This is a genomic window from Mesorhizobium sp. M7A.F.Ca.US.010.02.1.1 (genome assembly GCF_004023085.1).
GTDB lineage: Bacteria > Pseudomonadota > Alphaproteobacteria > Rhizobiales > Rhizobiaceae > Mesorhizobium.
Genome location: NZ_RZRV01000001.1, coordinates 118,076 through 139,095 on the forward strand (window position 1 = coordinate 118,076; position 21,020 = coordinate 139,095).

The following is a 21,020-nucleotide window of genomic DNA, read 5'->3' on the forward strand; positions in this document are numbered from 1 at the left end:
GGCCAAGAACGGAATTCCATGCAAAAGGCTGCCATCGAAAAGAACAACGAGGCGATCGCGGCCCAACTTGCGCCGGTCGGCCGCGAAACGGTACAGGACCGCGTCTACTCCGAACTGCGCCGTGCCCTGATCGGCGGGCTGTTCGAACCAAGCCAGGTGCTGACCATCCGTGGCTTGGCCGATGCGCTGGTCACCTCGACTATGCCGGTGCGCGAGGCGCTGGGCCGGCTGATCACCGAAAAGGCGCTGGAGGCGTTGCCCAACCGTTCGGTGCGCGTGCCGCCGATCACGCTGGAACGCCTCGACGATCTCTTGCGGGCCCGCATCCTGATCGAGGGCGAGGCGATCGCGCTTGCCGCCGCCCGCATGGGTCCGCGCCAGATCGCCACCATAGAGACCATTCTCGGCGAATGGGACGAGATGCGGGCGCTGAAACACAAGAAGGACGTCGATCGCGAAGTGACGCTCAACCAGAGCTTTCACTTCGAGATCTACCGCTCCTGCGGTTCGGCCGTGCTGATCCCGATGATCGAGAGCCTGTGGCTGCAATCGGGCCCCTGCATCCGTGTCGCCATCTACGCCTTCTCGGAAGCCGGCGAGGTCGACACCGCCCAGTATCACCGCCGCATCGTCACGGCGCTGTCCACGCAGGATGCGCAGGCGGCGCGCGAGTCGCTGGTCGCCGACATCAGCCGCCCCTTCACCTTTCTGCGCAGCAAGCTGCAGGCTGCCGCCGCGAAAGACCAGACATGACCGCCATCAGGATCACCGAGCCGCGCTCGCAGCTTTCCGTCACGGCATTGTTGCTGCCCGAAAAGGCACCGGAAAACGCTGCCTTCCTCTTGGCCTATCTCGGCACGCCACGCGTTGTTCCGGGCATCCACGCGATGTGGACGGGGCCGGAGATTTCCTGTCCGGTTCCACCAGCCGACCTCGAGGGCCAGGCCTATGCAAAACCGCTGCCGGCCGAGAACGCAACGCTGAACCCGCAGCCGGGCGACATCGTGCTGTCCTATGTGCCGCCACGCATGTGGGGCGGCAATCCCAATGCGATCTTCGACATCGGCCTCTATTACGGCCAGGGTGCGCGGCTCCTGTTCCCGATCGGCTGGCTGGCCGGCAGCGTGGTGGCGCAGGTGCGTGCCGGGGAGCGCGATCAGTTCGCCGCCGCTTGCGGCGGCATCCGGCGCAACGGCGCCTGCGATGTCACCTTCAGTCTGGTGGAGGCTTGACATGGCCGACGACAGTTTCGAGCTGTTCGATCTTCGCGTCGAGGTGGTCATCCCGGAGGGCAAGCCGATCTATTGCGGCGCCAGGGCCGGTGACTATTTCGAGCTCAAGGGCGAGATGCTGTCGATGCCGGCAGGGCAGGGCTTTTCGATTTATTCGCTCGCCGCCGTCTTGCCGCTGCTGGCGGCCAAGCAGCGCCCGACCCACCCGAACGACTGGATGACATCGGACGCCGAGATCGCTTGTCCCGATCCCAATTGCGCCAGCCGCCTCCGGATTGTCAGGGTGGCCAAGCGACGGTTCAGCCACGCCGAGACCACAGCGGTGCCGCTGCCGAAGGAGGATGACCTGACATGACCGCCAAGACCTTCGAACTCGGCCCCGGCTACACCATCTCGCGCGTCATTCGCGGCGGCTGGCAGCTGGCCGGCGGCCACGGCGCCATCGACCGCAGCCAAGCGGTTGCCGATCTGATCGCCACCTTCGATGCCGGCATCTGGACCTATGATTGCGCCGACATCTACACCGGTGTCGAGGAGCTCATCGGCGCGGCGCGCCTGCGGCTGGCCAGCGAGCGCGGCCTCGACGTCGCCGCCCGGATGAAGGTGCACACCAAGCTGGTGCCCGACCTGGAACGGCTGGCCAGCATCAGCCGCGACTACATCAGGGGCATCGTCGACCAGTCATTGCGGCGGCTGAAGGCCGAGCGGCTCGATCTCGTCCAGTTCCACTGGTGGGACTATGCGCAGCCTCGCTATGTCGAGGCGATGGGCTGGCTCAACGAGCTTCGGCTGGAAGGCAAGGTGCGCAATCTCGGCACCACCAATTTCGATACGCCGCGGCTCACCGAAATCCTCGCCGCCGGCATCCCGCTTGTCAGTCAACAGCTGCAGTATTCCGTGCTCGACCAGCGGCCGGGCAACAGCCTGGCGGCACTCGCAAAACAGAACGGCGTCGGCTTCCTCTGTTACGGCTCGGTTGCCGGCGGCTTCCTCAGCGACAAATGGCTCGGTGCGGCCGAACCCGCCACGCCGCTCGAAAACCGCTCGCTGGTCAAATACAAGCTGATCATCGATGATTTCGGCGGCTGGGATCTGTTCCAGCACCTGCTTCAGGCACTGAAAGCCATTGGCGACCGCCACGGCGTCGACATTGCCACCATCGCCAGCGCCTGGGTGCTGGAACAGCCGCAAGTGGCGGCTGTCATCGTCGGTGCCCGCAACCAGGCGCACGCCATTGCCAATGCGAAAATCATGGACGTGGCGCTTGACGCCGAGGACCGGGCGCGGATTGCGGCCGTCATCGCGCAAGGCACGGGCCTGGAGGGCGACGTCTACACGCTGGAGCGCGACCGCCACGGACGCCACGGTTCGATCATGCACTACAACCTCAATGCGGGGAAGAAATGAGCGGCGAACCCTCCCTGTTTTCACGCGCCAGCGCCGAAATCATCGACCTGCACCGCTTCTTCGTCGACTGGTTCGTCGCCGCGCGCGCCAACACGGTGGACTTCGGCCGCTTCGAACGCGCCATGGGTAAAGACCTCAGCATGGTGGCGCCGGACGGGCAGGTCCTCGATCGCGAAGCGGTCGTCGACCATGTCCGCTCAAGCCGCGCCTCTTGCGACGACGGTTTTGCCATTTCGATCGAGGACATCCGGCCCGGCTGGCAGGACGCCGATACCATCGTCGTCCTTTATGTCGAAGCGCAGCTGCGCGCAGGCAAGCACAGCCGCCGCCAGTCGAGCGCCGTCTTCACCACCAGTTCATCGGCGCCCAACGGCGTCGAATGGCGACATCTGCATGAGACCTGGCTGCAGGTGCCGGAACGCTGAACAGGCTCCAGAATTCAAATACAGTCGAGTAACGAAAGGGGAACAACAATGACAAAGACGATACTCCAACTCACCACCGCGCTCGCCCTCGTCACGATGGCGGGTGCCGCGCAGGCAGCCGATTGCAAGATCACCGTCGGCCTCGTCATGGAACTGACCGGCCCGGCCGGCGAATACGGTCAGGCCGGGGCCAAGTCGGTCGAGATGGCCTTCCGCGACATCAACGGAGCCGGCGGTGTGCGCGGCTGCGATCTCGTCACCGATACGCGCGACAGCCAGAGCCAGGGCAACATAGCGGTCGACGCAGCCACCCAGCTGGTTCAGGTCAAGAAGGTGCCGGTCATCATCGGCGGCATCATCTCGTCTGTGTCGATCCCGATCCTGACCTCCGTCACCGCGCCAGCCAAGATCGTCCAGGTCTCGCCGGCTTCGTCCTCGCCGACGCTGACCGCGCTCGGCCGCGACGGCAAGACCAACGGCATCTTCTTCCGCACCATCACCTCGGATGCGCTGCAGGGCGTCGCCGCCGCCAAATACGCCGTCGACAAGGGTTTCAAGAAACTGTCGATCATCCACGTCAACAACGATTTCGGCGTCAACATGGTGGCCGAATTCTCGCGTGCCTATAAAGCGCTCGGCGGCACCATCGTCTCCGACACGCCCTATAACGAGAAGCAGTCGAGCTATGCCTCCGAAGTCACGGCGGCGATGGCCGGCGAACCGGACGGGCTCTATCTCGTCAGCACGCCGGTCGACGGTGCAACGGTCGCCCGTACCTGGATCTCGCAGGGCGGCGTGCAGAAATTCCTCCTCAATGACGGCATGAACAGCCCTGATTTCATCGAGTCCGTCGGCGCCGACTATCTGAAGGAAGCCTACGGCACCTCGTCCGGCACCAGCCCGACCGCTTCGACAGAGTACTTCACCAAGAACTACAAGGAATTCTCCGGCATCGAACCGACCAATCCGGCAGCCGACCGTTCCTATGACGCCGGCGCGATTGTTGGCCTCGCCATCGCCATTGCCGGTTCGGAGGATCCGGCCAAGATCAAGGACGCGATGTACAAGGCGGTCGATCCGGCCGGCACGCCGATCTTTGCCGGCAAGGAAGAGTTCGCCAAGGCGCTTGGCCTGATCAAGGACGGCAAGCCGATCCGCTATGAAGGCGTCATCGGCCCTGTCGCCTTCGACAAATATGGCGACATCACCGGCCCGTTCCGGCTGTGGAAGATCGTCGATGGCAAGGTGGCGACCGACGGTGAAATGACCACCGACGACGTCAACGCCCTGCAAGCGAAACTTCAGTAAGACTACCTATTCTCCGGTATCGATCACGATCCCATCGTGGTCGATACCGGACGATTGTCCTGTTTTGCATTACCACGGGCACGGACGACGTCGCTTTGCGTGGACGAGCGTTTGACCGGCAGGCGATCATGGATAGGATCGGCCGATGTCGCCTGAAATCCAACAGCTCCTCTCTGCGCTCGGCGACCGGCTGGGCGCGGGCGGCGTGCTCGCCGGTCCGGAGGTGGATCAGCGCTATCGTGACGATCCCGACGGCAAGCTGGGGGCGCTTCCCGAAGCGGTGCTGCGCCCCGCGCGACACACAAGGTGTCGCGGCAGCGCTGGCGGTTTGCAACGATCTCAGCCAGCCGGTTGTCGTCCAGGGAGGACGCACCAGCCTGGCAGGCGCCGCCCGTGTGCAGCCGGGCGAGGTGGTGCTGTCGTTGGAGCGCATGACCGACCTCGCCGTTCCGGATCGCCAGGCTGCTAGCATCGTCGCCGAAGCGGGCGCGACGCTGCAGGCGGTGCAGGAGGCGGCCGACAGCGCCGGGCTGATGTTCGGCGTCGATATCGGCGCACGCGGCTCCGCGACGGTCGGCGGCAACATCGCCACCAATGCCGGCGGCATCCGCGTGCTGCGTTACGGCATGTACCGCGCTCAGGTTCTGGGACTGGAAGCCGTGCTTGCCGATGGCAGCGTGATGACCTCGCTCAAGGGCTTGCCCAAGGACAATTCCGGCTACGACCTCAGTCAGCTCTTTATCGGCACGGAAGGAACGCTCGGCGTGGTCACCCGCGCCGCGCTCAGGCTGCATCCCAAGCCGGCGTCCGAGGTGAACGCTTTCTGCGCGCTCTCTTCGCTCGATGCGGCAATCGCCCTGCTTGGGCTGCTGCGGCAAAAGCTCGGCCCGCTCCTGTCCGCCTATGAGGTCAACTTCGCACCGCTCTATGACCTCATGGTCGCCAGCATGGCTATGCCGGCGCCGCTGCCGGCAGGCTCGCCCGTCTATGTGCTGGCCGAGATCCAGGGCAGTCAGCCGGAACGCGACGGCGAGCGCTTCGCCGAGGTGTTGATGCAGGCGGTCGAAGACGGTGTCATCGACGATGTGGTGGTCTCGCAATCGCCGCGCGAGTTTCGCGCTCTGTGGGACGTGCGGGAGGACGCCAATCGCGTCCTGTTTTCGATCAAGGGTTTGATCGGCGTCGACATCAGCATCCCGTTGGCCCGCATGGGAGCGTTCCTGCAAGAGGCGGACGCAGCCATCCACGCCGTCGATCCCGGCGCCGACATCTATTTCTTCGGCCATCTCGGCGACGGCAATCTGCATTACCAGGTCCGCACGGTCGATGCGGCGGCGGCATATGACATCGTCTATCGCGGCGTGGCGGCGTTTCGGCCGAACACGGCATCGGCCTCGACAAGAAGAAGTGGCTGCATCTGGTCCGCAGCGACGCCGAGATCGCCACGATGCGGCGGCTGAAGACAGCCCTTGACCCCAGAAACATCCTCAATCGGGGACGGGTCTTCGACCTCAACCCGACCGCCTTCTCCCGATGACGATTGCCCGCTATCTCAAGTCCGTTCCGTTGCGAGCTGTCTGGGGATGAGAAAGCGGGCGGCAAGCACGCAGAGCAGCACGGTGAACATCAGGATCAGCGCCACCAGCGCATTGATGTCGGGTGAGAAGCCAAGCCGCATCATCGCCCACAACCTGACCGGCAGCGTGCTTTGCGTGCCGGTGACCAGGATGGTGATCATGGTCTCGTCGAACGACAGGGCGAAGGCCAGGATGGCGCCGCCGACCATGGCGCTCGACAGGTTCGGCAGGATGATGCGCCAAAAGGTCTGCCAGCCCGTGGCACCGAGATCGTAGGACGCTTCGACCAGCGTGCGGCTCATCGACTGCAGCCGCATCAGCACCGTGCGGTAGACGATCGCCAGCACGAAAACCGTATGGCCGATGACGACCGTCAGCAGCGAGCGTTCGAGACCGATTTCGCGAAAGAAGATCAGCAGCGCCAGGCCGCTGATGATCGGAGGCATCAGGAACGGCAGGAAGATGATGAACTGCAGCAGCGAGCGTCCGGAGCGGCGCCCATGATAATAGAGCGCCAGCAGCGTTCCGCTGACCACCGACAGGATGACGGTGCAGACGCCGACGATCAGCGTGGTGCGCAAGGCGACCAGTATGTCGTGGTTTTCAGCCAGCGCCACATAGGTCGACAGGGTCGGCGCCGACCAGTCGACGGAGCCATGCGAAATGGTGAAGAACGACGACACGATCGGCACGAACAGCGGGCTGTAGAGCAGCACCGCAACCAGTGTCGTGATCGCGGCCAGAAAGATCGTGGACAGTCGGGGCAGGGCGCTCATACCGAAATCCCCCGGTTGCGTCCGAAGCGTTCGCCGACGAGAATTGCCGCGATCACCACGACTGCCAAAGCCACCGACAGCGCGGCGCCGAACGGCCAGTTATAAGCCGTGCCGAACTGGCTGTAGAGGATGCGGCCGAAGGTGAAGCCGCTGATCCCGCCGACCATTTGCGGCGTCAGGAAATCGCCGATCGCCAGCACGAAGACGAAGCTCGCCGCCGAGGCGACGCCGGGCAGGCTGAGCGGCAAGGTGATGCGCAGGAAGGTCTGCAAGCCGCTCGCGCCGAGATCGTCGGATGCGCGCAGCAGCACCTGCGGAATCCGCTCCAGCGACAGGAAGATCGGCAGGATGGCGAAGGGAATGAGCAACAACGTCAGCGTCAGCAGGATGGCGTTCATGTTGAACACGAAAAGCGTCGACGGTTCCTGCAGGATACCGAGCGCCACCAGTGCCTTGTTGAGGAAGCCGTTGAGGCCGAGGATGCTGCGGATCGCATAGATCTTGATGACGTAGCTCATCAGCAGCGGCACCAGCAGCAGCATCAGCAAGGCATAGCGCCAGCGGCCTTTCAGTGTCGTCAGGAAATAGGCGGCGGGATAGGCGAGCAGGATGCAGATGATGGCCACCGACACGCACAGCACGATGGTGTTCCAGAACACCGGCAGAAAGACTGGGTCGGTGAGGAACCTGACATAGTTGCCCAGGGACAACCCGTAGACGATGGTGCCCTGGTCGACACTGAAGAAGCTGTAGCCGAGGAAGATCGCCAGCGGCACCAGGACGAAGACCACCGGCAAGGCAAACGCCAGCACCGTGACCAGCAGCGACAGTCGTCTTTCCGCAGTGAGTGTCGAGCCGGCTTCGCTCATGCGAGCACCAGATGGCCTTCATGCGGCGCAAACGAAAGCGATACAGCCTCGCCGGATTTGAGCGCGCTGCCGTCGACGCGGCTCGGCACGCGCAGCCGCAAGCGTTGCGCAGCATTGTCTGGGCCTGCCGCGATGGTGGCGACGCTCGACGAGCCGGCAAAGGCCATGTCGGAGATCGTGCCGGAAAAACGGTTGTCGGTGTCCTTTGCGTCTGCAAGATGCAAGGCCTCGGGACGGAACGCAGCGTAGGCGCTGGCGCTATCCGCTGCGGCCTTCAAATGCGGCTGGTCACTGATCGAGCAGACCAGGCGGCCCAGCGTCGTTTCAATTGATCGCAGCTCGCCCTGGACGGCCCCAAGTTTTCCGGCCACCAGATTGTTCTCGCCGAAGAAACGCGCGACGAACTCGCAATTCGGCCTGTAGTAAAGGTCGTGCGGCGTGCCGAGCTGGCGGATATGACCGGCCTCCATGACGCAGATCCGATCGGCCATGCCGATGGCTTCTTCCTGGTCATGGGTGACGAACAGGAAGGTGGTCTTGATTTCGCGCTGGATGGATTTCAGGAAGATCTGCATCTGCCGGCGCAGTTCGAGGTCGAGTGCTGCGAGCGGCTCGTCGAGCAGGATCAGGCGCGGCTGGCAGATCAGAGCACGGGCGAGCGCGACGCGCTGGCGCTGGCCGCCGGAGAGCTGCGCGGGAAAGCGGTCGGCGAAACGCCCAAGCTGGACTAACTCCAGCGCCTCCGCGACACGGCGCGCGATTTCCTTGCGCTGGATATGGCGAACCGAAAGCCCGTAGCCGACATTGCCGGAAACGGTCAGGTGCGGGAACAGCGCATAGTCCTGGAACACGGTATTGAACGGCCGCCGGTTGATCGGCATGCGGCTGATGTCTTGCCCATCAAGGTGGATCTCGCCCGACGTCAGCGGCTCCAGCCCGCCGATCAGCCGCAGCACCGTGGTCTTGCCGGAGCCGGATGGTCCAAGAACGGTGAGGAACTCACCGTCCCGGATCGACAGGTCGATGTCGTGCAGCACGGGAACCGTGCCGTAGGATTTCGAGACGGACCGCAGCGTCAAGAGGTCGGTGTTCTGGTTCATGAAATACTCTCGCATACGCTTCGGCGGTCCGGAATTCCGGACCGCCTGGTCCTTCGAAGGCATGGTGCGGAAAGATCAGGGCGTCGCCTTGACCTCGTTCCACATGTCCGACCGCTTGAGCGGGTCCTCGACATTGTTGAGCCAGACCAGCGTGTCGTTGCCACCGGCGCTGCCGGTTTCCGTCACCGTGTTGCCGAAGCCGGTGCGCTCGGAAAGCTCGCCGCCGACCTTCTTGCTCAGCGTGAAGTCGATCCATTTCTCGGCTGCCGCATTGTCACGGACACCCTTGGAAATGACCCAGTTGTCGAGCCAGGCGAGCGCGCCCTCGCTTGGGTTGACGTAGGCGACATGGGCGCCGATCTTCTGCAGCGCCTTGACCTGCTGCTGGCCGTAATTGGCCCAGATCAGAGCCACGTCATTGTTCTGGTAGATCTGCTGCGCCTCGTCGGCGGTGGTGTAGAAGCTCAGCACGTTGCGCTTGAGTTCGACCAGCTTGGCCTTGACCGCCGCCATCTGCTGTTCGTTGAGGTTGAACGGATCCTTGTAGCCGAGCGTCAGTGCGGTGAACGAGAAATTGTGCTCGCCATTGTCATAGGCCAGAACCTTGCCCTTGTAGGCCGGGTCCCACAGAACCGACATCGAGGTCGGCGCCGGCTTGACCTTGTCCGTATCGTAGATCAGGCCGATGGAGTCGAAGCAGAACGGAATGCCGTAGACCTTGCCGTCCTTGGTCACGCCGCTGACCGCCGTCAGGTCGCGGAAGCGCGGCAGCACTTCTTTCTGGTTGGCGAGCTTCGTGACGTCGATCGGCGACACCAGGTCGGCTTTGATGTAGCGCTGCAACTGGGCGGTGTTGACGGCGAAGACGTCGAAGTCCTGGCCTTCGCTGCCCTTGATCTTGGCCCAGATCTCGTCGTCGCTGCCGATGAAGACGACATCGACGCCGATCCCGGTCGCGGCGGTGAAGTCATTGACCCAGTCGGCATCGGCGTAGCCGTCCCAGGCCAGTACCCGCAGGTTCGCGGCGAGTGCCGCCGATGTCATCAGGCCGATGCCGAGCCCGATTGTCGCTAGTCTTAGAAACGCTTTCTTCAGTCCCATTTTTAATCTCCCATTGTCGTTCTGGTGGACCGTAATTTCCGGGCCTGCGCCGTCACAGCTGGGTAACAGCGACCAGTCCCTCGTCCGGCACCGACACCATCCGGTTGCGCAGTGGCTTGCCGAATGTCTGTGCCTGGATTTCATACTCGTCGCCGGAAGCCGTCTTGACGCCGGAGGCGTAGCTCATCACCGCCGCGCCGAAGAAATAGGCATGCAGGTCGCCCGCCCTGCGGTGCATCGGGTAGCGGAAATGGAAGTGTTCGAGATTGGCGATCGAGTGCGACATGTGCGCTTCGCCCGACAGGAACTCCTGCTCCCAGATGACGGTGCCGTCGCGCAGGATGCGCGAATGGCCGCGCACTTCGTCGGGCAGGTCGCCGATCAGCAGCTCGGGTCCGATGGAGCAGGAGCGCAGCTTGGAATGGGCGAGGTAGAGGTAGTTCTCGCCCTCCGTCACATGGTCGGAATATTCGTTGCCGAGCGCATAGCCGATCCGATAGGGGCGGCCGTCCGGCCCGTTGAGATAGAGGCCGACGATCTCGGCCTCTTCGGCGCCGGCGCGCGCGAAGGCCGGCATCGGTAGCGGCGCGCCGGGCGGCACGACACAGGTGCCGACGCCCTTGAAGAACCATTCGGGCTGGATGCCGATCTGCCCGGCGGCAGGCTTGCCGCCTTCCAGGCCCATACGGAAAATCTTCAGCGAATCCGATTCCTCGGTGCCTTCGCCATGGGTCAGAACATGCATCTGGTTGCGCGCGGCGGCGCTTCCCGTGTGGGTCAGGCCGGTCCCGGTGACCAGGAAGCGCGCCGGTTCCGGATGGTCGACCGGAGCGAGCACCTGGCCATCGCGCAACAGTTGGTCGTAGTCGATTTTCGCTGTGCCCGTCTGCTTCTCGACCAGCGCTGCGATCGACGTGCCCTGGGCAATTGCCGCTTCGGCCAGCTCCAGCACGCTGCCGGTCTTTTCGAGCGGGTGCAGATGATTGCCGTCATCCGAGACACGGCCAACCCCTCTGCTGCCGTCGGCCATTCTGAACTGAACAAGACGCATGAATACTAACCTTCTTCCCTTGGAGCCGTACGGGTCACACCCAGCCCGCATCGACGATGAACTGCTGGCTCGTGCACATGCGGCTGTCGTCTGCGGCGAGAAACAGCGCCATGCGCGCGATATCGGAGGGTTGCAGCCGGTCGGGCAGGCACTGCCTTTCCGCGATCTGGCGTTCGCCGGCCGAGTTCAGCCACAGCCGCATCTGGCGCTCTGTCATCACCCATCCCGGCACCATGCAGTTGACGCGGATGCGTTCGGGGCCGAGTTCGCGAGCCAGCGCCCGCGTCATGCCGTAAACAGCCGCTTTCGCGGTGACATAGGCTGGGCAATCCGGATCGCCGACCATCCAGGTGATGGAGCCGAAATTGATGATCGAGCCGCCGCCCAGCGCGTTCATCTGTGGACGCACCGCCTGCGCCGCGAAGAACTGATGGCGCAAATTGACCGCCATGCGGTCGTCCCAGTAGGCAACCGTCACGTCCTTGGTCTGGTGGCGGTCGTCATTGCCGGCATTGTTGCACAGCGCCTGGATAGGGCCGTTGTGCTGCATCGCCTGAACGGTTGCCGCCTGCAACTCTTCGACGTTGCGCAGGTCGCAGGGAATGAACAGCGGCGCGGCATGTCCCTCGGCCGAGATCGCGTCGACCAGACGCCGGGAAGGCTCCTCGGCCATGTCGACGAAGGCGACGCGGCTGCCTTGCGCGCAGAAATGGCGCACCAGGCTTTCGCCGATGCCACTGCCGCCGCCGGTTATGAAGACGCTGCGGCCCTTGAGGCTTGGATAGATCGCATAGCCGATTTCATCCGTCATCGCGCGCCTCTCTAGTGCGAATGCCGAGGAATGCCGGCATCGCGCCGACCGACGAGAAAGTCGAAATCGCAGCCCTTGTCGGCCTGCAGCACGCGCTCGACATAAAGGCTCTGATAGCCGCCTTCCGGCGGCGCCGGCGGCTTCCAGTCACGCCGGCGGATTGCGAGCTCTTCGTCCGATACCAAAAGCTCCAGCCGGCGGCCGGCGACATCGAGCTCGATAAGATCGCCGTCGCGCACCAGCGCCAGCGCGCCGCCTGCGGCTGCTTCGGGTGCCACGTGCAGAACCACGGTGCCGTAGGCGGTGCCGCTCATGCGCGCGTCCGAAATGCGCACCATGTCGGAGACGCCTTGCTTCAGCAGTTTCGCCGGCAGCGGCATGTTGCCGACCTCGGCCATTCCGGGATAACCGCGCGGTCCGCAATTCTTTAGTACCATCACCGAGGAGGCGTCGATGTCCAGCTCCGGATCGTCGATGCGGGCGTAGTAGTGCTCGATGTTCTCGAACACCACCGCCTTGCCGCGATGTTGCATCAGCGCGGGCGTTGCCGCGGACGGTTTGATGACTGCCCCGTCAGGCGCCAGATTGCCGCGCAGGATGGAGATGCCGCCTTCCTTGGTCAGCGGCTGGCTCAGCGGCCGGATCACCTCGCTGTTGTAGTTGGGCGCGCCGTCGATCAGTTCACCGATGGTCTTGGCGCTGACGGTCATGGCGTCGCGATGAAGAAGCCCCACTTCATCAAGCGACGCCATGACCGCAGCTAGCCCCCCGGCGTAGTAGAAATCTTCCATCAGGAACCGGCCCGACGGCATCAAATCGACAATAGTTGGAATGTCCCGGCCAAGGCGGTCCCAGTCATCGAGGCTGAGATCGACACCGATCCGGTTGGCGATGGCGATCAGATGCAGCACCGCATTGGTCGAGCCACCGATCGCGCCGTTGACTCGAATGGCGTTCTCGAATGCTTCCCGGGTGAGGATCTGCGCGATTGTCACGTCCCTGCGGACGAGGTCGACGATCTGGCGTCCGGCCATCTGGGCGAGCACGCCACGGCGCGAATCCACCGCGGGGATCGCGGCGTTGTCCGGCATGCCGATGCCGAGCGCCTCGACCATGCTGGCCATGGTCGAGGCCGTGCCCATTGTCATGCAGCTGCCCGCAGATCGGCTTTGGCCCTGCTCGGCGGCGAGAAAGTCGGCGACCGGCATCCGGCCGGCCTTAACTTCCTCGGCGAATTTCCAGACATGGGTGCCCGAGCCGATATCCTGTCCGCGGAACTTGCCGTTGAGCATCGGCCCGCCGGAAACAGCGATGGTCGGCAGGTTGCACGACGCAGCGCCCATCAAGAGTGCCGGCGTGGTCTTGTCGCAGCCGACCAGCAGGATGACGCCGTCGATCGGATTGCCGCGGATGGACTCTTCGACATCCATGCTAACCAGATTGCGAAACAGCATGGCGGTGGGGCGCATGTTGCTCTCGCCGAGCGACATCACAGGGAATTCGAGCGGCAGGCCGCCCGCTTCATAGACGCCGCGTTTGACGTGATCGGCCAGCGCCCGCAGATGGGCATTGCATGGGGTCAGTTCCGACCAGGTGTTGCAGATGCCGATCACCGGGCGGCCATCGAAAGCGTCGGCGGGGATGCCCTGGTTCTTCATCCAACTGCGGTGCATGAAGGCGTTCTTGCCCTCACCGCCGAACCAGGCCTCGGACCGCAGCTTGCGTTTGGTGTCGGTCACGATGTCTGTTCCCGATCCTGGCGGCGCTTGTTGCGGCTTTGGACGCTGCGGCGCACGTCTTCCTCGGCATTGTCGATGAGCACCAGCAGCGCGTTTTGCGCACCAGTGGCGTCGCCGGATGCGATCTTTTCGGCCACTTCCCGATGCAGCGGCAAAGAATGACGCTGCCCGTCCGGATTGTCGTTGGAGAGGCGAAAGCTCATCACCAATGCGGTTTCGACCAGTGCCGCCAGCGAGCCGATCAGCTCATTGCCGGTCATGCGCAGGATGGTCTGATGGAACAAAAGATCGGGCTTGGCGAAGCGGTCGCCGTCGTCAACCACCGCTTCCATTTCGGCCAGCGCGGCATTGATCTCGGCAATCTGCGCCGGCGTGGCGCGTTGCGCGGCAAGTGCGGCCGACATCGGCTCGATGGCTCGGCGCAGCTCGAACAGCGCCCGGACATCGTCGGCGCTGACGCCGCCTGCGTAGCGCCATGACAGGACGTCCGGGTCGAGGAAATTCCAGTCGGCACGGGGACGCACCCTTGTGCCGGTCTTCGGCCGCGATTCGACCAGTCCCTTGCCGGCCAGCACCTTGATCGCCTCGCGCAGCACCGTGCGGCTGACCCCCAGCATCTCGCTGGAATCGTCGGCATTGGGCAGTGCCTCGCCGGGCAGGAAATCGCCCTGCACGATGCGCAATCCGATCTGTTCGACGACGGTCGCGTGCAACGCCGTCGAGCCGCTGGAGACCGCGACCGCAACCCTCGACGTGCGCGCCGTGCTGAAAGATTTCTTATTCTTCATACTATTCATATGATATGTCTTATCGGCATTGCGACTGGAGTCAAGGGAGGGGGAATGCCGGTGACAAAGAATTCCGCTGCCGTTGCCGAGCGGCATCAAGAGCTGGTCTCGATCAGCGATGGCATTGCGACTGTAGAGATTGCCCCGGCCGCCGGCGGCGCGCTGGCGTCGTATCGCTGGCGGCAAAACGGATCCGTCGTGGATTGGCTGCGTCCTGCGGATCAGGCGGCGATCGACAGCCGCGATGCCGGCGCCATGGCCTGCTTCCCGCTGGTTCCCTATTCCAATCGCATAAGGGGCGGGCGCTTCGCATTCGCGGGCCGCACCGTCGAACTGCCGACCAGCCCGGAAGATCCGCATCATGAGCATGGCCATGGCTGGCGTCGGCCATGGACAGTCGTCCGGCACGAAGCCAGCACCACTCTCCTATCCTATCGCCATGCCGCCGATTCCTGGCCGTGGAGCTATGAGGCAAGGCAAGCGATCTCGCTGGTCGATGGCGGGCTGATCATTGCCCTTTCGCTGCGCAACCTCTCGGACATGCCGATGCCGGCAGGCTTCGGCCTCCATCCCTATTTCCCGTCGACACCGTGGACACATGTCCAGGCGCAGGTATCCGGCATGTGGGAGACCGATGCGGAAATCCTGCCCACCCGGCACGTCCTGCCGCCCGCTGGCTCCAATCCTACCACCGGCTTCGACGTGTCGGAGACGGACTTCGACACGGTCTTCACCGGATGGACGCGCCGTGCCCGGATCTCCTGGCCGGAGCGTGGGCGGCAACTGGACATCGAGGCCGAGGCGCCGCTCGATTTCCTCGTCCTCTACACGCCGCCCGGCGAGCCGTTCTTTTGCGCCGAACCGGTCAGCAACATCACCGATTCCTTCAATCGCAGGAACGCGGGCATCGACACTGGCTGCATCGTATTGGCACCCGGGCAAATGCGATCCGCAAGCGTTCGCTTCACGCCTTCGCAGGCGGCCTGATCGCCAGTCTGAGCCGCATCAACTGCTTTGCCTTGCCGCTTCGCGGATGGTCTGCAGCAGGATGGAGAAGGCCGGCGAGGGGGCCGTGTCGGTGCGCATGGTCAGGCCGACCGGTCCCTTGGTTTCCTCGGTGTTGACCGGCAAGGCGACGAAGGCGCCGCTGCCGAGTTCGTTGGCAACGACGCCAGCCGAAATGATCCAGACGGCATTGCTCTGCCGCAGGAAGGCGCGGCCGAAGGAGTCCGAGACGGTTTCGATCTCGGTTGCCGGCGCCGTCATGCCGTTGGTGATGAACAGGCGGTCGACGAAGGGGCGGATGACCGATTCCCGCGTCGGCATCAGCATCGGGAATTCGTCGAGCCGTGCAAACACATCCTGTCCCGGATCGAGTAACGGGTGTCCCGCGCGCACCACGAACAGCACCGGTTCAGAATAGAGGTGCTCGAAGAAGAAGCCGGTCATGTTCTCCGGTGCCGCCAGCCGTCCGACGACGAGATCTAACGTGCCGGTGCGCAACTGTTCGAGCAGCACCGAATTCTCGCCGGTGACGATCTTGATCGCCGCACCGGTGCCCTCTTTGAGGAACAGGCTCATGGCAAGCGGCATCACACGCGCCGACACTGTCGGCAGCGCGCCGATGCGAATTGGGGGCCGGCTGACCGCTCCGTCCTGGCGGACGGAATCGACGCCTTGCTTGAGTGCCGTGATCGCCGTGCCGGCATGGCGAAGGAAGATCTCGCCGATGCGCGTCAGTCGGATGCCGCGGCCGTCGCGCTCCACCACCGCAACACCCAGCGCCTCCTCCAACTCGCGCAATGTCTTGGTCACAGCCGGCGGACTGACATGCAGCAAGTCGGCCGCTCGTGCCACGCTTCCCTGCCGCGCAACTTCCAGGAATGCCTGCAGGTGACGGAACCGGATGCGGCTCTGGGACATGGATTTGATAACCCCTGAGTTAATGAAACGGCACAAAATATCATTTTACCGAACCAAACGCCTTGTGCAATGTGGGGATGGAGGATCGAAATCGTGCCATTCGTCACCATCGGCGGCATCACGCTGCACCATCGCCACATCAAGGCGACCGGCAATGCGTGCCCGATCATATTCATCAATTCACTCGGCACCGACTTCCGCATCTGGGACGAAATTGTCTCGGCGCTCAATGGTGAAATGCCGCTGCTGGTCTACGACAAGCGCGGCCATGGGCTCTCCGACATCGGCGATATCAGGTCGATCGACGATCATGTCGATGATCTCTCGGCGCTCATCGACTATTTCGGTCTCGGCAAGGTGGTGCTTTGCGGCCTGTCGGTCGGCGGCATGATCGCGCAGGGGCTCTATGCCAGGCGCCCTGAAATGGTCGAGGGCCTGATCCTGTGCGATACGGCCCACAAGATCGGCACGACAGACAGCTGGAACACACGCATCGCGACGGTCGAAAGCAAGGGCATCCAGGCCGTGGCGGACGGTGTGCTCAAAGTATGGTTCACCCCCGCCTTCCACGCGGCGCGTCTGGCCGAGTTGGACGGTTATTGGAACATGATGACCAGGCAAGCGCTTGCAGGTTACATCGGGACTTGCGCGGCCGTTCGCGATGCGGATTTCACCGACAGCGCGCGCCACATCGCGGTACCGACGCTCTGCGTCGCCGGCGATCAGGATGGCTCGACGCCTCCCGATCTCGTCCGCTCGCTGGCTGCGCTGATCCCCGGCGCGCGCTTCGAGATCATCCGCGATGCCGGGCACATTCCTTGCGTCGAACAGCCTGAGGCGCTCACCGCTCTGATTCGCAGTTTTATCGCATCGCTTGCCCCTGGAGCAGAAACCCATGGATGAAGTCCCCGGCAACGCAGCCAGATATCGCACCGGCCTTGCGGTGCGGCGCTCGGTGCTCGGCGACCGCCATGTCGACCGGGCCGAAATCGCCGCCACCGATTTCGACCAGCCTTTCCAGGAGCTGATCACCGAGGCTGCCTGGGGAACCGTCTGGGCGCGGCCGGGCTTCACCAAGCGTGAGCGTTCGATCGTCACGCTGGCGCTGCTGGCCGCACTCGGCCATGATGAGGAGATCGCCATGCATGTGCGCGCCACCCCCAACACCGGTGCTTCGCGCGACGACATCTGCGAGGCGTTCCTGCATGTCGCCATCTATGCCGGCGTGCCGGCAGCCAACCGTGCCTTCAGAATAGCCAAGGACGTGTTTTCGGAAATGGACGGAGCCAGGAATGCCCGCTGAGTCCGGCGCGACGAGGCCCGAGACCGGCGCCTTCTTCCAGCGCGACCGGACCTGGCATCCGCCGGCTCTGACGCCGAACTATAAAACCTCGGTGCTGCGCTCGCCGCAAAAAGCACCGCTCGCCTTCGACAACACGCTGTCGGAGATTGCAGGTCCCGTTTTCGGCCACGCAATATTGGGCGAACTTGACGCCGACCTGATCCACAATTTCGCCAGGCCCGGCGAGAGCGCGCTCGGCGAGCGGATAATCGTCCATGGCCGAGTGCTCGACGAGCGAGGCGTTGGCGTGCCCGGCGCGCTGCTCGAATTCTGGCAGGCCAATGCCGGCGGCCGCTATCGCCACAAGAAGGATGGCTATCTGGCGCCGCTCGACCCGAATTTTGGCGGCTGCGGCCGAGCCCTCACCACCGAGGACGGCGGCTATGCGTTTCGCACCGTCAAGCCTGGACCCTATCCCTGGCCGAATGGGCCGAACGACTGGCGCCCCTCGCACATTCATTTCTCGGTGTTCGGCCACGGCTTTGCCCAGCGGCTGATCACGCAGATGTATTTCGAGGGCGACCCGCTGATCTGGCAGTGCCCGATCGCGCGCGGCATTCCCGACAAGGCAGCCGTTGAGACGCTGATCGCCGCGCTCGACATGCAAGCGACGATCCCCTTCGACGCGCGCGCCTACAAGTTCGACATCGTGCTGCGCGGGCGCCGCGCGTCGCTGTTCGAAAACAGGCTGGAGGGCAATTGATGGCCCAGTCGCTCGACCGGCTCAGGGAAAGCCCTTCGCAGACCGCCGGACCCTACGTCCATATCGGGCTGACACCCAATTTCTGCGGCATCGGCGGCGTCTATCCCAGTGATCTCGGCGCCACCATGGTCAACGACAAGACCAAGGGCGAGCGCATCGGCCTGCGCATCCGGGTGCTCGATGGCACCGGCACGCCGCTCAAGGACGCGCTGATCGAGATCTGGCAAGCGGATGCGGATGGGCTCTACAATTCGCCGGCCGAACTGCGTGGTGCTGCCGATCCGAATTTCTTCGGCTGGGGCCGTTGCCCGACCGATATGGACACCGGCCTCTGCACGTTCGAGACGGTCAAGCCGGGTCGCGTGCCGTTCCGGGACGGCCGCCTGATGGCGCCGCACATCACGCTCTGGATTGTCGCCCGCGGCATCAATCTCGGCCTGCACACAAGGCTGTATTTCTCCGACGAGGAAAAGGCCAATGCCGAAGATCCGATCCTCGCGCGTATCGAGCACCGCGTTCGCGTGCCGACGCTGATCGCCGAGCGCCAAGGCGATATGTATGTCTTCGACGTCCATCTCCAGGGGGAGAAGGAAACGGTCTTCTTCGATAGCTGATGCTCAGGAGGCCTGTGACATGACTGTATCGCCTTTCGACCATCCGCTGCTCTCCGCTCTTCTCGGCGACGAAGAAGCGGCGAGGCATTTTTCCGTTGAGGCGGAAATCGAGGCCATGCTGATCTTTGAACAGGCGCTGTCGCAAGCGGAGGCCGATAACGGGATAATTCCCAAGGATGCCGGGGCAGCGATCGTGGCGGCGCTTGGCACCTTCCGGCCGGACACGGCTCTGCTGCGAGCCGGGGTCGCCAAGGACGGCGTCATGGTGCCGGAACTGGTGCGCCAGATCAGGGCTGCGGTCGGCGAACCGCATGGCCGGAAAGTGCATTTCGGTGCGACCAGCCAGGATGTGATCGACACCTGCCTGACGCTTCGGCTGAAATCCGTCGTCGAGCATCTCGATCTGCTGTTGACCGAAACCGTCATACGCCTCGCTTCGCTCAAAGAGCGTTTTGGCGGCAGGGCGCTGACCGGGATGACGCGCATGCAGAAGGCGCTTCCGATCAAAGTGGCCGATCGCGTCAGGGCGTGGCGGGCGCCGCTGCAACGGCATCAGGAGAGGCTATCCGAGCAGTCCAGGCGTCTGCTGGTGGTGCAATTCGGCGGTGCCGCCGGCACGTTGGAAAAGCTTGATGACAAGGGGCCGGCGGTGCGCGCGGCACTTGCCGCCAGGCTTGGTCTTGGCGACGCACCGCAGTGGCACAGTCAGCGTGACGCGCTCGCCGACTTTGCCGGCCTGATGTCGCTGGTATCAGGCAGCCTCGGCAAATTCGGCCAGGACATCGCGCTGCTGGCGCAAGATGGAACCGAGATCGAGCTTTCCAGTGGCGGCGGCTCGTCGGCCATGCCGCACAAGCAGAACCCGGTGAAGGCCGAAGCGCTGGTGGCGCTTGCCCGCTTCAACGCCACGCAACTTGCCGGCATGCATCACGCGCTCGTGCATGAGCAGGAGCGGTCGGGTGCTGCATGGACGCTGGAGTGGCTATTGCTGCCGCAGATGGTCGTCGCAACGGCCGCGTCGCTGCGCCTTGCCGCCGAACTGGCCGCACAGGTCGAAAGTCTCGGCCACTGATGCGCACGCAAATCGTCATCGTCGGGTCCGGACCGTCCGGCCTGCTGCTTGGGCAACTGCTGGCCGGCATCGGCGTCGAGACGGTCATTCTGGAACGTGCGAGCCGCGAGCACGTGCTTGGCCGCGTGCGGGCAGGGGTGCTCGAACAGGGCACGGTCGAATTGCTGGAACAGGCCGGCGCGGCGGCAAGGCTGCATGCCGAAGGGCTGCCGCATTCCGGCATCTCGCTCGCCTTCGACGGACGCTTGCATCGCATCGACCTCGAGGCGCTGACCGGCGGCAGGCATGTCACCGTCTATGGCCAGACCGAGGTGACGCATGATTTGATGGACAAACGCGACGCGGCAGGGCTGACCACGATCTACGAGGCGGCAAATGTCGCTCTGCACGATTTCGACGGCACCGCGCCTTTCGCCACCTATGACAAGGACGGCGTCACGCATCGCATCGACTGCGACTTCGTTGCCGGCTGCGACGGCTATCATGGCGTCAGCCGCAAATCGGTGCCCGAGCGTGCGCTGAAAACCTTCGAGCGGCGGTATCCGTTCGGCTGGCTCGGCGTGCTGGCCGAGGTGCCGCCAGCCGACCGCGAACTGGTCTACGCCAATCACGAGCGGGGTTTTGCGCTGTGCTCGATGCGCTCGACGCATCGCAGCCGCTACTATCTGCAGTGCCCGCAGGACGATCGCGTGGAGGCGTGGTCGGATGAGCGCTTCTGGGACGAGTTGCGCCGCCGCTTGCCCGAGCAGACGGCGGCAAATGTCGTCACCGGGCAATCCTTCGAGAAATCGATCGCGCCGCTGCGCTCCTTCGTTGCCGAGCCGCTGCGTTTCGGCCGGCTCTTCCTGGTCGGTGATGCCGCCCACATCGTGCCGCCGACCGGCGCCAAGGGCCTCAACCTCGCCGCCAGCGACGTGCGCTATCTCTTTGCCGGCCTGCACGATTTCTATCGCGACAAGTCAACGGCCGGCATCGACGCCTATTCAGGCAAGGCTCTGGCACGGGTCTGGAAAGCGGTGCGTTTCTCCTGGTGGATGACGACGATGCTGCACCGCTTTCCAGACACCGGCGAGTTCGGCCAGCGCATCCAGGAGGCCGAACTCGACTACCTCGTGCAGTCACGTGCCGCATCGACCGCGCTCGCCGAGAACTATGTCGGCCTGCCGTACTGAGGGCCGCGGA

22 protein-coding genes and 1 pseudogene are annotated in these 21,020 nt (G+C 64.0%); 14 read left to right on the forward strand and 9 right to left on the reverse strand.

Going from position 1 to position 21,020, the window contains the following annotated elements:
• The first annotated feature begins 18 nt into the window (after positions 1-18).
• The 7 genes and pseudogenes from EOA19_RS00565 to EOA19_RS00595 all read left to right on the forward strand — a co-directional run bounded on the left by EOA19_RS00565 (position 19) and on the right by EOA19_RS00595 (position 5,909).
• A complete protein-coding gene (locus tag EOA19_RS00565; RefSeq protein WP_127327034.1) occupies positions 19-753 on the forward strand; it encodes a GntR family transcriptional regulator in 735 nt (244 codons plus the stop codon).
• Complete coding sequence (locus EOA19_RS00570) at positions 750-1,232, forward strand: DUF3830 family protein (protein WP_128302373.1); 483 nt, start codon at positions 750-752, stop codon at positions 1,230-1,232. The genes EOA19_RS00565 and EOA19_RS00570 overlap by 4 nt, the downstream gene beginning before the upstream one ends.
• 1 nt (position 1,233) lies before the next feature.
• Complete coding sequence (locus EOA19_RS00575; RefSeq protein WP_128302374.1) at positions 1,234-1,587, forward strand: TIGR04076 family protein; 354 nt, start codon at positions 1,234-1,236, stop codon at positions 1,585-1,587.
• Positions 1,584-2,639 carry an aldo/keto reductase gene (locus EOA19_RS00580; RefSeq protein ID WP_128302375.1) on the forward strand — a complete coding sequence of 352 codons (1,056 nt, stop codon included), beginning with the start codon at positions 1,584-1,586 and terminating at the stop codon, positions 2,637-2,639. The genes EOA19_RS00575 and EOA19_RS00580 overlap by 4 nt, the downstream gene beginning before the upstream one ends.
• Complete coding sequence (locus EOA19_RS00585; RefSeq protein WP_023808818.1) at positions 2,636-3,064, forward strand: DUF4440 domain-containing protein; 429 nt, start codon at positions 2,636-2,638, stop codon at positions 3,062-3,064. The genes EOA19_RS00580 and EOA19_RS00585 overlap by 4 nt, the downstream gene beginning before the upstream one ends.
• A gap of 48 nt (positions 3,065-3,112) precedes the next feature.
• Complete coding sequence (locus EOA19_RS00590; RefSeq protein WP_127327037.1) at positions 3,113-4,372, forward strand: ABC transporter substrate-binding protein; 1,260 nt, start codon at positions 3,113-3,115, stop codon at positions 4,370-4,372.
• A 145-nt stretch (positions 4,373-4,517) separates the two neighbouring features.
• Positions 4,518-5,909, forward strand: a pseudogene (locus tag EOA19_RS00595) (FAD-binding oxidoreductase).
• Positions 5,910-5,924: 15 nt separating this feature from the next.
• Here the strand turns inward: EOA19_RS00595 and EOA19_RS00600 are convergent.
• From EOA19_RS00600 to EOA19_RS00635, 8 genes are all read right to left on the reverse strand, one after another.
• Positions 5,925-6,725: an ABC transporter permease gene (locus EOA19_RS00600; RefSeq protein WP_128302376.1), complete on the reverse strand. Its 801-nt coding sequence runs from the start codon at positions 6,723-6,725 to the stop codon at positions 5,925-5,927.
• Entirely contained in the window at positions 6,722-7,594 is an 873-nt protein-coding gene (locus EOA19_RS00605; protein ID WP_128302377.1) for an ABC transporter permease, read from the reverse strand. The genes EOA19_RS00600 and EOA19_RS00605 overlap by 4 nt, the downstream gene beginning before the upstream one ends.
• Positions 7,591-8,694: an ABC transporter ATP-binding protein gene (locus EOA19_RS00610; RefSeq protein WP_128302378.1), complete on the reverse strand. Its 1,104-nt coding sequence runs from the start codon at positions 8,692-8,694 to the stop codon at positions 7,591-7,593. The genes EOA19_RS00605 and EOA19_RS00610 overlap by 4 nt, the downstream gene beginning before the upstream one ends.
• Before the next feature lie 75 nt (positions 8,695-8,769).
• A complete protein-coding gene (locus tag EOA19_RS00615; RefSeq protein ID WP_128302379.1) occupies positions 8,770-9,795 on the reverse strand; it encodes an ABC transporter substrate-binding protein in 1,026 nt (341 codons plus the stop codon).
• 52 nt (positions 9,796-9,847) lie between these two features.
• The gene (gene araD1, locus EOA19_RS00620) at positions 9,848-10,846 is read right to left on the reverse strand and encodes an AraD1 family protein (protein ID WP_128302380.1); all 999 of its coding nucleotides are present in this window, start codon (positions 10,844-10,846) and stop codon (positions 9,848-9,850) included.
• 34 nt (positions 10,847-10,880) lie between these two features.
• A complete protein-coding gene (locus EOA19_RS00625) occupies positions 10,881-11,657 on the reverse strand; it encodes an SDR family oxidoreductase (RefSeq protein ID WP_128302381.1) in 777 nt (258 codons plus the stop codon).
• A gap of 11 nt (positions 11,658-11,668) precedes the next feature.
• On the reverse strand, positions 11,669-13,396 hold the full coding sequence (locus EOA19_RS00630; RefSeq protein ID WP_128302382.1) for an IlvD/Edd family dehydratase: 1,728 nt from the start codon (positions 13,394-13,396) through the stop codon (positions 11,669-11,671).
• Positions 13,393-14,184 (reverse strand): FadR/GntR family transcriptional regulator, encoded by a 792-nt coding sequence (locus EOA19_RS00635; protein ID WP_128302383.1) that lies wholly within the window; start codon positions 14,182-14,184, stop codon positions 13,393-13,395. The genes EOA19_RS00630 and EOA19_RS00635 overlap by 4 nt, the downstream gene beginning before the upstream one ends.
• Positions 14,185-14,238: 54 nt before the next feature.
• Here EOA19_RS00635 and EOA19_RS00640 point away from each other — a divergent pair, with 54 nt between their 5' ends.
• On the forward strand, positions 14,239-15,171 hold the full coding sequence (locus EOA19_RS00640) for an aldose 1-epimerase (RefSeq protein WP_245486017.1): 933 nt from the start codon (positions 14,239-14,241) through the stop codon (positions 15,169-15,171).
• Positions 15,172-15,189: 18 nt separating this feature from the next.
• Here the strand turns inward: EOA19_RS00640 and pcaQ are convergent, their stop codons facing one another.
• Complete coding sequence (gene pcaQ, locus EOA19_RS00645) at positions 15,190-16,107, reverse strand: pca operon transcription factor PcaQ (protein WP_128302384.1); 918 nt, start codon at positions 16,105-16,107, stop codon at positions 15,190-15,192.
• A gap of 93 nt (positions 16,108-16,200) precedes the next feature.
• Between pcaQ and pcaD the strand changes: the two genes are divergently transcribed.
• From pcaD to pobA, 6 genes are read left to right on the forward strand one after another with little or no spacing between them, the layout of a single operon-like run.
• On the forward strand, positions 16,201-17,010 hold the full coding sequence (gene pcaD, locus EOA19_RS00650) for a 3-oxoadipate enol-lactonase (protein ID WP_128302385.1): 810 nt from the start codon (positions 16,201-16,203) through the stop codon (positions 17,008-17,010).
• Positions 17,003-17,410: a 4-carboxymuconolactone decarboxylase gene (gene pcaC / locus EOA19_RS00655; protein ID WP_128302386.1), complete on the forward strand. Its 408-nt coding sequence runs from the start codon at positions 17,003-17,005 to the stop codon at positions 17,408-17,410. Before pcaD ends, pcaC begins: the two co-directional genes overlap by 8 nt.
• Complete coding sequence (pcaH, locus tag EOA19_RS00660; RefSeq protein ID WP_128302387.1) at positions 17,400-18,152, forward strand: protocatechuate 3,4-dioxygenase subunit beta; 753 nt, start codon at positions 17,400-17,402, stop codon at positions 18,150-18,152. Before pcaC ends, pcaH begins: the two co-directional genes overlap by 11 nt.
• A complete protein-coding gene (pcaG, locus tag EOA19_RS00665; protein WP_128302388.1) occupies positions 18,152-18,766 on the forward strand; it encodes a protocatechuate 3,4-dioxygenase subunit alpha in 615 nt (204 codons plus the stop codon). Before pcaH ends, pcaG begins: the two co-directional genes overlap by 1 nt.
• A 19-nt stretch (positions 18,767-18,785) precedes the next feature.
• Positions 18,786-19,838, forward strand: a complete 1,053-nt coding sequence (locus tag EOA19_RS00670; RefSeq protein ID WP_128302389.1) for a 3-carboxy-cis,cis-muconate cycloisomerase — start codon at positions 18,786-18,788, stop codon at positions 19,836-19,838.
• Positions 19,838-21,010, forward strand: a complete 1,173-nt coding sequence (gene pobA, locus EOA19_RS00675) for a 4-hydroxybenzoate 3-monooxygenase (protein ID WP_128302390.1) — start codon at positions 19,838-19,840, stop codon at positions 21,008-21,010. Before EOA19_RS00670 ends, pobA begins: the two co-directional genes overlap by 1 nt.
• The last annotated feature ends 10 nt before the right edge of the window (positions 21,011-21,020 follow it).

Coding starts and splice junctions, on each gene's coding strand:
- EOA19_RS00565 (WP_127327034.1), top strand. CDS start 19: ATGCAAAAGGCTGCCATCGAAAAGAACAACGAGGCGATCGCGGCCCAA.
- EOA19_RS00570 (WP_128302373.1), top strand. CDS start 750: ATGACCGCCATCAGGATCACCGAGCCGCGCTCGCAGCTTTCCGTCACG.
- EOA19_RS00575 (WP_128302374.1), top strand. CDS start 1,234: ATGGCCGACGACAGTTTCGAGCTGTTCGATCTTCGCGTCGAGGTGGTC.
- EOA19_RS00580 (WP_128302375.1), top strand. CDS start 1,584: ATGACCGCCAAGACCTTCGAACTCGGCCCCGGCTACACCATCTCGCGC.
- EOA19_RS00585 (WP_023808818.1), top strand. CDS start 2,636: ATGAGCGGCGAACCCTCCCTGTTTTCACGCGCCAGCGCCGAAATCATC.
- EOA19_RS00590 (WP_127327037.1), top strand. CDS start 3,113: ATGACAAAGACGATACTCCAACTCACCACCGCGCTCGCCCTCGTCACG.
- EOA19_RS00600 (WP_128302376.1), bottom strand. CDS start 6,725: ATGAGCGCCCTGCCCCGACTGTCCACGATCTTTCTGGCCGCGATCACG.
- EOA19_RS00605 (WP_128302377.1), bottom strand. CDS start 7,594: ATGAGCGAAGCCGGCTCGACACTCACTGCGGAAAGACGACTGTCGCTG.
- EOA19_RS00610 (WP_128302378.1), bottom strand. CDS start 8,694: ATGAACCAGAACACCGACCTCTTGACGCTGCGGTCCGTCTCGAAATCC.
- EOA19_RS00615 (WP_128302379.1), bottom strand. CDS start 9,795: ATGGGACTGAAGAAAGCGTTTCTAAGACTAGCGACAATCGGGCTCGGC.
- araD1 (WP_128302380.1), bottom strand. CDS start 10,846: ATGCGTCTTGTTCAGTTCAGAATGGCCGACGGCAGCAGAGGGGTTGGC.
- EOA19_RS00625 (WP_128302381.1), bottom strand. CDS start 11,657: ATGACGGATGAAATCGGCTATGCGATCTATCCAAGCCTCAAGGGCCGC.
- EOA19_RS00635 (WP_128302383.1), bottom strand. CDS start 14,184: ATGAAGAATAAGAAATCTTTCAGCACGGCGCGCACGTCGAGGGTTGCG.
- EOA19_RS00640 (WP_245486017.1), top strand. CDS start 14,239: ATGCCGGTGACAAAGAATTCCGCTGCCGTTGCCGAGCGGCATCAAGAG.
- pcaQ (WP_128302384.1), bottom strand. CDS start 16,107: ATGTCCCAGAGCCGCATCCGGTTCCGTCACCTGCAGGCATTCCTGGAA.
- pcaC (WP_128302386.1), top strand. CDS start 17,003: ATGGATGAAGTCCCCGGCAACGCAGCCAGATATCGCACCGGCCTTGCG.
- pcaH (WP_128302387.1), top strand. CDS start 17,400: ATGCCCGCTGAGTCCGGCGCGACGAGGCCCGAGACCGGCGCCTTCTTC.
- pcaG (WP_128302388.1), top strand. CDS start 18,152: ATGGCCCAGTCGCTCGACCGGCTCAGGGAAAGCCCTTCGCAGACCGCC.
- EOA19_RS00670 (WP_128302389.1), top strand. CDS start 18,786: ATGACTGTATCGCCTTTCGACCATCCGCTGCTCTCCGCTCTTCTCGGC.
- pobA (WP_128302390.1), top strand. CDS start 19,838: ATGCGCACGCAAATCGTCATCGTCGGGTCCGGACCGTCCGGCCTGCTG.